10 protein-coding genes are annotated in these 12,459 nt (G+C 52.5%); 8 read left to right on the top strand and 2 right to left on the bottom strand.

Translation table 11 applies throughout. From position 1 onward, the window contains the following. Nucleotides 1-105: 105 nt before the first annotated feature. Nucleotides 106-621, bottom strand: a complete 516-nt coding sequence (locus tag LX87_RS12495) for a hypothetical protein (protein WP_111628579.1) — start codon at nt 619-621, stop codon at nt 106-108. A gap of 379 nt (nt 622-1,000) precedes the next feature. On the opposite strand from LX87_RS12495, the gene LX87_RS12500 reads away from it, so the two are divergent. From LX87_RS12500 to LX87_RS12515, 4 genes are all read left to right on the top strand, one after another. Further along, nucleotides 1,001-1,480: a hypothetical protein gene (locus LX87_RS12500; protein ID WP_111628580.1), complete on the top strand. Its 480-nt coding sequence runs from the start codon at nt 1,001-1,003 to the stop codon at nt 1,478-1,480. 331 nt (nt 1,481-1,811) lie between these two features. Further along, a complete protein-coding gene (locus LX87_RS12505) occupies nt 1,812-2,663 on the top strand; it encodes a hypothetical protein (RefSeq protein ID WP_111628581.1) in 852 nt (283 codons plus the stop codon). Nucleotides 2,664-2,667: 4 nt separating this feature from the next. Beyond that, nucleotides 2,668-3,114, top strand: a complete 447-nt coding sequence (locus tag LX87_RS12510; protein WP_111628582.1) for a hypothetical protein — start codon at nt 2,668-2,670, stop codon at nt 3,112-3,114. A 115-nt stretch (nt 3,115-3,229) separates the two neighbouring features. Next, nucleotides 3,230-5,401: an outer membrane protein assembly factor BamB family protein gene (locus LX87_RS12515; protein ID WP_111628583.1), complete on the top strand. Its 2,172-nt coding sequence runs from the start codon at nt 3,230-3,232 to the stop codon at nt 5,399-5,401. A gap of 72 nt (nt 5,402-5,473) precedes the next feature. Here LX87_RS12515 and LX87_RS12520 read toward each other — a convergent pair whose 3' ends face one another. Beyond that, nucleotides 5,474-6,376, bottom strand: coding sequence for a pirin family protein (locus LX87_RS12520; protein ID WP_111628584.1), 903 nt, complete (start codon nt 6,374-6,376; stop codon nt 5,474-5,476). Nucleotides 6,377-6,527: 151 nt separating this feature from the next. On the opposite strand from LX87_RS12520, the gene LX87_RS12525 reads away from it, so the two are divergent. From LX87_RS12525 to LX87_RS28800, 4 genes are all read left to right on the top strand, one after another. Next, the gene (locus tag LX87_RS12525; RefSeq protein WP_111628585.1) at nt 6,528-6,896 is read left to right on the top strand and encodes a winged helix-turn-helix transcriptional regulator; all 369 of its coding nucleotides are present in this window, start codon (nt 6,528-6,530) and stop codon (nt 6,894-6,896) included. Nucleotides 6,897-7,607: 711 nt separating this feature from the next. Further along, complete coding sequence (locus LX87_RS12530) at nt 7,608-10,679, top strand: SusC/RagA family TonB-linked outer membrane protein (protein ID WP_111628586.1); 3,072 nt, start codon at nt 7,608-7,610, stop codon at nt 10,677-10,679. Nucleotides 10,680-10,702: 23 nt separating this feature from the next. Beyond that, the gene (locus tag LX87_RS12535) at nt 10,703-12,265 is read left to right on the top strand and encodes a RagB/SusD family nutrient uptake outer membrane protein (RefSeq protein WP_111628587.1); all 1,563 of its coding nucleotides are present in this window, start codon (nt 10,703-10,705) and stop codon (nt 12,263-12,265) included. A gap of 34 nt (nt 12,266-12,299) precedes the next feature. Continuing rightward, nucleotides 12,300-12,452, top strand: a complete 153-nt coding sequence (locus LX87_RS28800; protein ID WP_170139359.1) for a hypothetical protein — start codon at nt 12,300-12,302, stop codon at nt 12,450-12,452. Nucleotides 12,453-12,459 lie beyond the last annotated feature (7 nt).

A 12,459-nucleotide genomic window follows, 5' to 3' on the forward strand; every position in this document is an offset into this window, starting at 1 on the left:
CAGGCCGGACCGCTGGCGAAAATCAGCGGTCCGGCCTGGCAGATTAGTGAGGCACTTTCGAATACCGGCCATTATTTTTCTTCCACAAAACACTGTCGGAGAAGTTCACGTCGGCATCCATGTTGGGAAGTCTTCCGGGCGGTTGGTATGCCACACCAGCGGAAAGCAGTTGTTTTGAATCAGCTGCGTATTGAGAATATCGAACTGAATGCAGGAGACGGTAATCCAGTCGGTACTGACTAGAGCCGCGCCGGTACCCGAACCCCCGTAAGTGGTGTTGAGCGAAACGGTGCCCTTCGTTGGCCCAAAGGTACTCCCGTTAAGATTCTGTACGCCATACCGGGTATCATTGGCAGGTGCCTGACTGGAAAAATTTTCCTGACTGACAATCGTGGGGTTGTTGATGATTCGCGGATCGTAGTCGAAACGGTAATTGGCATCGCCCATCAGAAATGTGCTGTCCGGTGAGCTAGCTTTCACCTGAAGCTGGATGACGGCTTTAGCTGTGCCGCAGTCGATGGTTTTTACCGTAAAGCGGACGTGGAATCTTCCCTTCTGGGCGAAGGAGGTGCTGACAAGACCTAAAAAAAGACCCACCAGGAGGTAAAGTTTTTGCTTCATAATACAACCAATAAGGCATAGCTATGCGCATAAATGTGCGTTAGCATTCTACACTCTAGACTTGAAATGGAAAGGTCGGTCACATTTTCCCAGACACCGCCCTAGAGCACCCGCAAATCCGGCGTCATTTCTCCTTTCCAGAGGCCGTATAGGCTGGGTATGATCCGCCGTGAAGGGCTATTTGTCAGACAGGCTTACCAAGTCAATGTTCAGCCCTTTATCCGAAGTTCAATGATGATTCTGCTACCGTTAGCTCCTACAGACAGGGTGCTTTTTCATTCTTATTTGCAGGAAAATTAGGAAGGGGAGCATTAGTCAAAATCACGTTCATTCTTTAAATTAGCAGCCTTTATCTTCATGAATGAAGAATGTTAAACTTATGAGAAACTGGCTTGTTTCACTGGCTTTCCTGCTTGCCCCCTTTTTTACCTGTTCTGGTCAGGACCAGTATCTAGGCCAATCGATTGGAGAAGTCAAAACCCAATTGGACAAAAAGCGCATTGTTTATACCGAACAATCCTCGCCAACGGGTGATGCCACAATACTTTCGTACAGCGTTTCGGAAATCAACCCTGCACGAGTCGACTTATTTTTCAACCACTCCCTCATTTTCCAGCAGGCTGCCAAGGATCAGTGTGTTCAACTCATCAGTACGCCCATGCTGCAAAAACCCTGGGTTTCCGATACATTGAAAAACCGGCTGATGACAGTGGGCTACCGAAAAATTGATGAGAGCCAGTTCACCAACGACAGAACCGATTGCATGGCTGTTCTGGAATACGTAAAGGATTCGCAACATCCCAACGTCAGAATGGTACGGATTGTCTATCGTAAACAACCGAAACAAGCTGATAAATAGGCGCTTTACAGGGATGCGCACTTCTTATTTCATCCGTAGATAGCCACTTTCGGATGCTGACGGCTTTGCTTATATTCATCCTGAAATGACCGGCTACGTATTGCCTGATTGACATTGTCCCCATTAGGTCCGATGGACCCGCCAACTTCCCCTGACGCTGCAATTGTTGATCGAAAAGGCGGTGAAACATAAGGCGGTCTTACGAACCGGCCCGATGCTAATTTACCGTTTAAAAAAAATCCTGTAAACGGTAAAAACTCCGTTGGTATCTCGTTTTTATTTCCGCTACTTGTGTCTGCTTAAGCCTGTTTCTCTTTACGGTATTCTATTTATGAAGTCCATCCTTTTACCGCTTATCCTGTTGGCATTCATCAGCAATGGATGCGTTTCGTTTGAATCGGTCAAAACCGTGGGAAAAGTTGGGACCGCATTGACCGACTACAAAGCCGTTAATGAAGACGTTACCTTTTTGTGTAACGAAATCAAGTCCATTCAGGGTTTCGAACGGTTGCCCTGCGACAGCCTGGCAGATCGCAGCAAACGGATTAATCAGGGAGTCGACATTCTGGTTGGCTATAGCAATGCGCTCCTGCTGGCTACGCAGGACAACGATTTCACCCTGAGCGATGTGGTAGAACAAACCGTCAGAGCCGGACACGCAGCGCAGTGGATTTCCGCTACCGATAATCAGTTGGCGGGCGCCAAAGAAGTATCTGACGGTATTCACCAACTCATTACGGGCGGTATTAAGCGCCGGGCCATCGGACAGGCCGTCAAGACCCAGGGCCCTCACGTCGACCGGGTTTGTGCCGGGCTGATCGAACTGATCGCCCTACAGAAGCAACTATTCCAGACGTACTTAAACAGCGTTCAACTCCGGGCCAACGAAAACGCCGGTTTTCAACTACAATTAGCGCGTAAAAATAACATTGACCCAACCCCGCTCAATCTGGATAAGGATGTCATCACGCTGGTTAAATTGTACGTCAATGCGGAAACGAAAAAACTGGATCAGATTGAAACAACTGTGAAAGCCTTCCGGGCTGGCCATCAGGAACTGGTGAAGCAATCCGGAAAAGTAGGCCGCAAAAAGGACGGAGACGTGGTGAAGCAGATCATTCAATCGCTGAAAGGCATCTACAACGGTATCGAACAATTCTCCACACCCGACCCCGCCAATTAAAGCCATGAACCGTCAGGAAATTTCCGCAGCCGTCATCGCCACCTCCCAACTGTACAACGAGATGGCCCTGTCTATCTCGCAAAAACTGCTGGCCGACCTGCAAAACAACAAAATTGATTTCGACCACTTCATGAGCGTGAACGCCAATGTGGTCCGGCCCTTAACCGTTGCCTCGACCAAGATGCTCATTGATTCGTCCATCGTTATCATCGACGGGCTCGACGAGCATTTTCAGGCCATTCTGGAAGGGTCAACCCGGTTAAAAGATGCGATTAACAAAATCGATCAGGTCGAAAAAATTATACAGACAGCCTCGCTCCTGCTGTCAACGGCGGCCCTGATTGTCACCTTCGTGGCGGCCCCAAATCTGGCATCGGCCACGGCGGCTGTTTCCTCGGTCGGCAATCTGGTTAATTCCCTGAAATCCGACTCCGAGGATGCGGAAGAATAACCTCGGCTATTCTGTAATTCAGACCCATACATTGCCTTTTAACGGGTTTATTTTTATAATTTGCCTTCTGGCAAAGATGCCTTAAGCCATTTCATTTCCTGCCTTTATCCTCTTTATGATTGACGTTCCAAAACGCCTTGCGTTTCTGTTGAATAAAAATACCGCTGCGGTGCTTACGGCCTTTGCTTTCTGGGGTTTCATGGCCTACCAGACCGACAACGAAGAGCGCACCTGGAGCATCTACAAAGCCGACTCCCACAGCACCAGCTACGCCCGACTCAATCAGATCAATCCCTCCAACGTGACGCAGCTGCAACCGGCCTGGACGTTCTCGATGCAGGACATGAAAACGGGTGCCCGTCCGGGCCGGAGCGAATGCAACCCGATTGTGGTCGACGGCGTAATGTATGCCACCTCCGCCAGACACTGGGTATACGCGGTCAATGCCGCTTCCGGCGAACAAATCTGGTCGTTTGATCCGTTTGACGGCGCGGAGGGCGGGGGTGTCAGCCGCGGGGTCACCTACTGGGAGGAGGGCAACGACAGACGGATTCTGGTAACCGGGGGTGACCAGTTGTTTGCCCTCGATGCCCGCACCGGTAAACCCATCACCAGCTTTGGCAAAAACGGACGCGTCAGTATGAACGTCGGTATGCGCGACAACCCCGAAACCATTTCCGTTATCCCGACCTCACCCGGCATTGTTTACAAAGATTTACTGATCATGGGCGCTGAAGTGTCCGAGTTATACGGTGCCCAGCCGGGGTATATCCGGGCCTATCACTGCAAAACCGGCAGGCTGGTCTGGACGTTTCACACCATCCCGTTGCCCGGCGAACCCGGCTACGAAACCTGGCCGAAAGATGCCTATAAATACGCCGGTGGGGCCAATGACTGGGCCGGTATGAGCCTGGACCCGGAGCGGGGCCTGGTTTTTCTGGCGCTGGGTTCTCCTTCTTACGACTTTTACGGGGCCGACCGAATCGGGAAAAACCTGTACGGCAACAGCGTGGTCGCTCTGGATGCGGCTACGGGCCAATACCGATGGCATTTTCAGACCGTTCACCACGACCTGTGGGATTACGACCTGCCCGCACCCCCGAATCTGGTAACGGTGGAACGCGACGGAAAACGCGTGGATGCAGTAGCCCAGGTAACCAAACACGGCTTTATCTTCGTTTTTGACCGCGAAACCGGCCAGCCGCTGTTTCCGATTGAAGAGCGTCCGGTACCCGCTTCCACCATTCCGGGCGAGCAGGCATGGCCCACACAACCGTTTCCGTTAAAGCCCAAACCGTTTGCCCGGCAGTACATGAGCGAACAGGATTTGACGCATTACACCGATGCGGGCCACGACTCAATTGTGAAAAAATACCGTTCGATGCGGTATGAGGGACTTTTTACGCCCCCGGATTTGAAAGGAACGCTCATGCTGCCCGGTTCGCGCGGGGGAGCGGAATGGGGCGGGGCGGCTTACGATCCGGCGAGCAGCGTACTTTTCGTAAAGTCCAACGATTCGCCCGAAATTCAATCTATGGTCAAAGTTGACCCCGAGCAGGAAACCCGGAATATGAGCGTATTTCAGCAGGGGAAAGCCTTGTACATGACGTACTGCGTGGCCTGCCACGGCAAGGATAAAAATGGCGATGAGCCGACTTACCCCTCCCTGATTGGCCTTAAAAACCGGATGACCCGGGAAGCGGCTCTGGACAAAATCAAAAAAGGGGGTGGTAAAATGCCCGCGTTTGCCAGCGTGATTAAAGGCAAGGAAAAAGGCATCATCGCCTTTCTATACGAACGGGAGCAGCAAAAGAGCGATGCCGTTACCAAATTTGAAACCGGCAAAACGAAGGAGGGCGCCGACCGGTACCTCAACCTGACGGCCTACGGTCATTTCCGCGACCCCGACGGCAATCCGGCGCTCCGGCCACCCTGGGGAACCCTGAGTGCCGTCAACCTGACGACGGGTGATTACGTCTGGCAGACACCGTTGGGAAATGATGAAAAACGGCAGGAAAAAGGCACACCCGAAACCGGTCAGGAAGGCTCGGCAGGACCGATTGTTACGTCCGGCGGACTGGTGTTTATCAGCGGCACCAACGACCGGAAACTTCGGGCTTTTGACAAAACAACCGGAAAACTGATCTGGGCCACCACCCTGCCTGCCGTGGCCAACGCGACGCCCTGCACCTACAGCGTACGGGGGAAACAATACGTGGCCATATCCGTAGGCGGCACCGACAAGAATCCTTCCGGCTCCATCATGGCCTTTGCACTACCCCGTTGAGGTGTTGCCATCCAGTACTTTTCAACCCCTCAGAACCTCCATTGCAGGTTCTGAGGGGTTAATCGACAGCAATCAGTAGAGTAGTCGCTGAGCTTCGGGCAGCGTGGATACATGGTTCATTTTACCGTGCCGAAACACCCGATACAGTTCTCTGATTTCCTCGGCGGTATCGGCAATGAACGGACCGTGCGAAACAATCGGATCGTTTTGCGGCAAAGCAGCATAAAGCACAACCCGCCCGCCAGACTCACCCGCCGTTAAATGCAGGTCACTGGTCGCATTGCCCGCAAACCGGTTCAGCCAGCCCACCTGATTGAGTTGTAGAACGGCCTGATCGTCACCGATGGCAACGCTTCCTTCAAGTACGTACAAAAAGGCGTTGTAAGCCCCCGGAAGCTGTTGGGTCGTGCTGATGCCGGGTTGCAGGTGAATGTCGGCAACAATAAGCGGCACATAATTTTGTATGGGCGATGTGATTCCGGCCAGCGAACCGCTGTAAAGCCGGATGGTAAGTCCTTCCCGCGATACCGTAGGAACGTGCGCCAGCGGGAGGTCCTGTACCCGTGGGCTAGTCCAACGATCTTTCTTCGGCAGATTCAGCCACATCTGCAAGAGCCTCATTTTTGCTTTCTTCTCAGTGGTTTCCGAGTGGACAATACCGCTTCCGGCCGTCATGATCTGAAAGTCGCCCGCTTGCATTTGGTGGGCCGAATCACCGATTTCTCCTTCCAGCAACAGCGAGACGGTTTCAAAACCCGCGTGCGGGTGCGGACCGCCCACGGGTTCATCGCTTTTTTTATCAAGTACATCGTCCATCAGCAAAATGAACGGATCGCTCTGCGAAAAGTCGGTTTGAATGACCGCCCGGGCCGTATGATCAGGTCCCAGAAAACCGGTTTGGGCGGGTGGTGTATGGACGACGGATAGTGTTCTTTTCAGAACTGTCTCCGGTTTTGCAATCAGTTGTGTTTCCATAATCTTAGTATTTATTTAGCAAATTTCAACGGTAATCCGCTGAAGCAGAACATCGTTGTCTTTACGAAACAAATGTATCCTTATTTACTATACATTTGTAAGCACTATACTTCCTGATAGCACTATCCTCTATGATAGTACAGTAAGCCTTATGGAAAATACAGCCATTGAACCAGAACATTCAGAATCAGCGTGCAAAGGAACGCTGCGGCCTATCCGCGACGCGCTGGATATTTTAAACGGGAAATGGAAACTCCCGATCATCGTAGCCCTCACCTTTGGCGAAAAACGGTTTAGCGAAATTGCGAAAGAGATTGACGGTATTACCGACCGCATGCTTTCTAAAGAATTGCAGGACCTGGTTACCAATGGGTTAGTCAAACGAACCGTGGAAGAAACCTTCCCCGTTAAGGTGACGTATTCCCTGACACCCCATAGCAAATCCCTGGATGACGTAATTGAGTCGCTCCGAAAGTGGGGTATTCTGCATAAATCCTATTTAGTAAACCGAGATAAGTAACCCCGTAAAGCAACGCTCAACCGGACTACACAGACCCCTTCTTACATCTCCCAAAAGTCCAATCTATAACGCCCTGATCTTCCTGGTTTTTAATAAATGAAGAAAAATCTTGCATTTCGAATCTGCTTTACATTACTTTGTCGCGTGACTTAGTAGACTAAGTTGTCACACAACACCGACGCGCTCACTCCAGGCGGGTCGGCTATGTTTAACCTTTCATTTTACAAAAATGAAAAACAGGTTTACCGTTCAGGCATCCGCTACGCAACCCGTTGATGGGATGGTCTCTCCCTCTGGCAAGTTCTTATCCGTATGGTCTACAGACAGCTGCTGTTGTTGCTAGCCGTTTGCTTATTTCTGTAACACATCGTTCGCTGACCCTTTTCCTGCTTTCCCACTTGTCAATTCCTTTTTAAGGAAATTAACGGCCTGCCGTAAAGGGTCTTACTCTTATACGTCCGGTTTTCAAAAAGAGAGCAGAACATTCTTTTCATCGTGCATACCGGCTACCGCTCCGTATATTATATATAACCTATAGATTTAATGAAAATAAAAACAGAAACGTAACTCTCACTCGAACGCCATAAAAAAGCCAGTCCTGCGGCAACAGGACTGGCTGGTTAAAAACAAGGCTCACTTTGGCAAATGATTCAGGCAGTCGCTTCAACGACTGTCCCAATACCCTATTTTCTATTTAACCAGTACAAAACAATGAAAAAAAGTTTATTTTTCTTACTTGGGCTGGGCTTTTTGCTCCACGCTTTCAGGCTTTCGGCCCAGGATACCGGCCCCATCATCAATGCCACGCTCTCCGGCAACATCATTGATTCCAGAACCAAAGAGCCACTTCCCGGCGCGTCGGTTCAAATCAAAGGAACAACCAACGGTGCCATCACCGACGCCAACGGGAAATTTGCCCTCAAAACCGGCCAGAACCTCCCTTTCGTACTGATTGTCAACTACATCGGATATATCCCCCAGGAGGTCGTTGCGGCTACGAATACCATTGACATTCAACTGGTTGAAAGCGTCAACCAACTCAGCGAACTGGTCGTTGTTGGATACGGCACCCAGAAGCGGAGTGATATTACCGGTTCCATTGCCTCCATTCCGGCGGAGGTAAAAATGCAACCGGTGGCGTCGGCCGAACGGCTTTTGCAGGGAGCCGTCGCCGGAGCCGTTGTTACCCAGACTTCCGGGCAGCCGGGCGGGGGCGTCAGTGTCCAGATCCGGGGCAACAACTCCATCACGGCGGGCAGCGATCCGCTCTATGTCATCGACGGTTTTCCGATTAACAACGACTACTCACTCAACGATGCGGGCGTTACCAACGGTTCGAAAATCAACCCCATGTCGACCATCAACACCGCCGATATTGAAAGCATGGATGTCCTGAAAGATGCTTCTGCGACGGCCATCTACGGTTCGCGGGGTGCCAACGGAGTGGTGATCATCACCACCAAAAATGCGTCCAAAGGCAAGTCGTCCATTACCTACGACGGTTATTACGGTGTTCAGAGCGTTATCCGGACGGTGCCGGTACTCAATGCCGGGGAATGGTGGCAACTGCGCAAGGATGCGGCCCGCAACTCCGGCAAGAGCGTAACGATTCCGTCTACCATCGGGTACTCCCTCGACACCAGTGGAGTTGGCACGGACTGGCAGGCGGCCGCGTTCCGGAAGGCCCCGATCCAGAGCCACAGCCTTTCCATCCTGTCGGGTTCCGACAAAACCAAACTGGCGCTTTCTGGCAATTACTTCAACCAGCAGGGCATTTTGCAAAATACCGGCTTCAACCGGTTTTCGGCCCGCATCAACATCATCCACGAGTACAGTAAAAAACTCCGCCTGAGCGCCAACATTACCGGGAGTACGAGCCAGGCGGATGTGGCCCCGGCGGCCATTGTCGGGAACCTGCTGCTAACCCCGCCTGCCCTGCCCATCTACCGGGAAGATGGTTCGTTTGTGGTCAACAGCCCATTTGAATCCAGTCTGCAAAACCCGATCAACTCGCTCTACAACCAGTTGAACGAAACCCGCACGAACCGCTTTCTGGGCAACATCTCGGCCGAATACACCATCACCGACGGTTTAATTGCCAAGGTGCTATTCGGTGCGGATGTGGTCGATAACAAGCAAAACCGGTACCTGCCCATCTCCACCGCCGAAGGACAAAACTTACAGGGCAATGCGCTGGTCGGTTCGGCATTTACAACCAACTGGCTGAATGAAAACACATTAAGCTATACGCGGGAGATTGACTCGAAAAACAAGATTGATGCCGTCGTCGGTTTTACGGCCCAGCAGTCCAACTCAAAAGGGGCCGTGGCCGAAGCCGCCGGTTTTGCCACGGATGCGTTTTCGTACAACAACCTGGGCACCGGAATCACCAACCGAACACCCGGTTCATTCGCCACCCAGTGGGCGCTGGCTTCGTACCTGGGCCGCGTCAACTACGCCTACGACGACCGGTATTTGCTGACGCTGACCCTTCGGGCCGACGGTTCTTCGCGGTTTGGGGAAGGCAACAAATGGGGCTATTTCCCGTCGGCGGCTTTCGGCTGGAACGTCAACAACGAATCGTTTTTCAAAAATTTCCAGCACGTTAGTCTGCTGAAAGTCCGGTTGAGCGCCGGGCTGACGGGCAACCAGAGCATTCCGCCGTACCAGTCACTGTCGCAACTCGCTTATTTCCGGTACAACTTCTCGAACACCACCGTTTCCGGTTTTGCTCCGAATACCGTTCCGAACCCCAATTTGGGATGGGAGAAAACCTTCCAGATCGACGGCGGGGTTGATGTGGGGCTGCTGAATAACCGGATTCAACTGGTGGCCGATTACTACTACAAAAAAACCACCGATCTGCTGCTGTCGCGCACGGTTCCCGGTACGTCCGGTTTGTCGAACTTCTACGGCGGGCAGGCGTCTACGGTTTACCAGAACATTGGCGCGGTTTCCAACAAAGGCATTGAACTATATATAAACTCCCGCAACCTGACGGGCGACTTCAAATGGAACACCATTCTGGTGTATTCCAGAAACATGAATAAAATCCTGAGCCTCGGCGACGGTGTTGACCAGATCATTCCGAACATTTCGCAGGCTTCCATTGCTAAAGTTGGTTATCCGCTCGGATCGTTTATTGTGTACCAGACCGATGGTGTTATCCAGAACGGCGATGCGGCCCTGACGCCCCAGGCGAACAAAAGTCCGGGTGGCCAGAAATACAAAGACATCAACGGCGACGGCGTCATTACCCAGGCCGGTGATCGGGTGGTCATTGCCAATCAGCCGGGTTTTACGGCGGGTCTTACCAACACCTTCAGCTACAAAGGCTTTGACCTGACGGTTTTCTTTCAGGGGACGTTCGGCGGTAAAATCTACAACGAGAACCGCGCCAACCTTGAACTGGGCACCGGCTACACCAACGCATCGCGCAATCTGCTGAACCGCTGGACGCCCGCCAACCCAAACATGGACGTGAAAGCGGCTTATCAGGACCCGGCCATCACCATCTCGGATCGCTTCATCGAAGACGGCAGCTATGTGCGGCTGAAGAATCTCTCGCTGGGCTACTCGATTCCCAGGAGCGTTCTGGCCAAAGCCCGGATTACTAACCTGCGCCTTTACGTCTCGTCGCAGAATGCCGTGACCTGGACCCGATATACCGGCTACGATCCGGAAGTGAGCCTGAACGGTCAGTCGCTGATCAACAAGGGCGTGGATTCGGGCGTGTACCCCAACAGCAAATCGTATCAGGCCGGGATTTCCCTGACCTTCTAATCAAGGAATTTAAAGAACTGACAATGAAATTATTACAATATACCGCCGTAGCCCTGCTTTTTCTGACGGCGGCTTCCTGCTCCGAATTTCTGAAAGAAAGCCCAGAAGCGTTTCAGTCGGAAGACCAGTATTACAAAACGCAGGCCGACGCCATCACAGCCGTCAACGCCGTTTATTTCCTGCTTAATTCGGGCGGCACCATTCAGACGCCGTACAACACGCTGTTCAACACCGGGATGAACATGGCCAGCGATGACGAAGATCCGGGGCCGGGCGCGACCAACGCCGATGTGCGGTCGCTGTCGGTGCTGGCCCACTCCTCAACAAACCTGCGGGTCTACGAAATCTGGCAGCAGCATTACGCGGCCATCAAAAAAGCCAATGTGGCGCTGGAAAAAATACCGGCTATTGACTTTGATGAGACGCTCAAAAACCGTCTGCTGGGTGAAGCTAAGTTTCTGCGGGCGCTCTATTACTTCAACCTCGTGCGACTGTACGGTGACGTGCCGCTGATTACCAACTACCAGAAAGCCGTTTCGGCGTCAGACTACGCGGTTGCTAAATCGCCCGCAACGGACGTGTATGCGCAGATTGAGAAAGACCTCACCGAAGCGGCCAGCGTTTTACCGGCTTCCTACAGTGCCCCGGATGTAGGTCGGGCCACGGCTGGTGCGGCCAAGGCGCTGCTGGCAAAAGTATACCTGACCAAAGCCTCGTTGCCGCTTAACCGGGTGGCCCATTATCAGGATGCCGTCAAAAAGGCCGAGGAAGCCCTTTCGCCCGCCGATGGCGGAACGGGAACCTATGGGTATAACCTGTTTAGCAACTACGCCGACGTATTTTTGCCCGCAACCGAGAATGGCGTGGAACACATCTTCTCGGCCCAGTTCAAATCCAACTCGCAGGGCCAGGGGAACAACGAAATGTCGCGGGCCATTCTATCGGCCATTCCCGGACTGACCGGCAATTATGCCCACATGGTACGATTTTATACGGAAGGGGCCGACAGGTTTTACAGCATTTATAAGATGTATAAGCCCGCCGACAAGCGGAAACGGGCCACGTTCGTTACCAGCTTTACCAGCCCCACCAACGGGCGTAAATACGCGCTGCCGTTTGCTAATCCGGCTGTTCCAAACGACTCAACGCCCTTCTTCAATAAGTGGTGGGACCCCAACTCGCTGGCCGTCACGAGCGAATCCGGAACCAACGTACCCATCCTGCGCTATGCCGATCTGCTGCTGATTCACGCCGAAGCCGAAAACGAAGCGCACGGCCCCACCGCCAAAGCGTATAAATCGCTGAACCGGGTGCGGAACCGGGCCGGTTTGCCCGATCTAACGCCGGGGCTGACCAAAGATCAGTTCCGGGATTCGCTCTACCTCGACCGCCGGCTTGAACTGGTGTACGAGTACCAGCGGTGGTTTGACCTGATTCGGCAGAAAGACGCGGCTGGAAACAGCACGTTCGTGCGAAACCTGCACAAAGTAGGCAAAACGAACGCGACCGAGAAAAACCGGCTCTACCCCATTCCACAGTCGGAAATCGACAACAATTCACTGCTGACCCAGAATCCGGGCTGGTAATTGACACGCTTTTTAACCGCAAACCTCATCCTTCATGACCCGATCAGACCTTATTCTGCTGGCGAAAAAGATTGCCGTTGGCATTCTGGTCACGCTTCTCCCGGCCCTTATTTTATTCTGGGGCCTGCATCTGACGCAAACGTTACTGAAGTCGTCGCCCCCGAACACCCAGGTCAATCACCCTTAAACAACGT

Origin of the sequence: Larkinella arboricola (genome assembly GCF_003259745.1) — a bacterium.
GTDB lineage: Bacteria > Bacteroidota > Bacteroidia > Cytophagales > Spirosomataceae > Larkinella > Larkinella arboricola.

Excerpts from the sequence above, each read along its gene's own strand:
- LX87_RS12495 (WP_111628579.1), bottom strand. The coding sequence starts at position 621 with ATGAAGCAAAAACTTTACCTCCTGGTGGGTCTTTTTTTAGGTCTTGTC.
- LX87_RS12500 (WP_111628580.1), top strand. The coding sequence starts at position 1,001 with ATGAGAAACTGGCTTGTTTCACTGGCTTTCCTGCTTGCCCCCTTTTTT.
- LX87_RS12505 (WP_111628581.1), top strand. The coding sequence starts at position 1,812 with ATGAAGTCCATCCTTTTACCGCTTATCCTGTTGGCATTCATCAGCAAT.
- LX87_RS12510 (WP_111628582.1), top strand. The coding sequence starts at position 2,668 with ATGAACCGTCAGGAAATTTCCGCAGCCGTCATCGCCACCTCCCAACTG.
- LX87_RS12515 (WP_111628583.1), top strand. The coding sequence starts at position 3,230 with ATGATTGACGTTCCAAAACGCCTTGCGTTTCTGTTGAATAAAAATACC.
- LX87_RS12520 (WP_111628584.1), bottom strand. The coding sequence starts at position 6,376 with ATGGAAACACAACTGATTGCAAAACCGGAGACAGTTCTGAAAAGAACA.
- LX87_RS12525 (WP_111628585.1), top strand. The coding sequence starts at position 6,528 with ATGGAAAATACAGCCATTGAACCAGAACATTCAGAATCAGCGTGCAAA.
- LX87_RS12530 (WP_111628586.1), top strand. The coding sequence starts at position 7,608 with ATGAAAAAAAGTTTATTTTTCTTACTTGGGCTGGGCTTTTTGCTCCAC.
- LX87_RS12535 (WP_111628587.1), top strand. The coding sequence starts at position 10,703 with ATGAAATTATTACAATATACCGCCGTAGCCCTGCTTTTTCTGACGGCG.
- LX87_RS28800 (WP_170139359.1), top strand. The coding sequence starts at position 12,300 with ATGACCCGATCAGACCTTATTCTGCTGGCGAAAAAGATTGCCGTTGGC.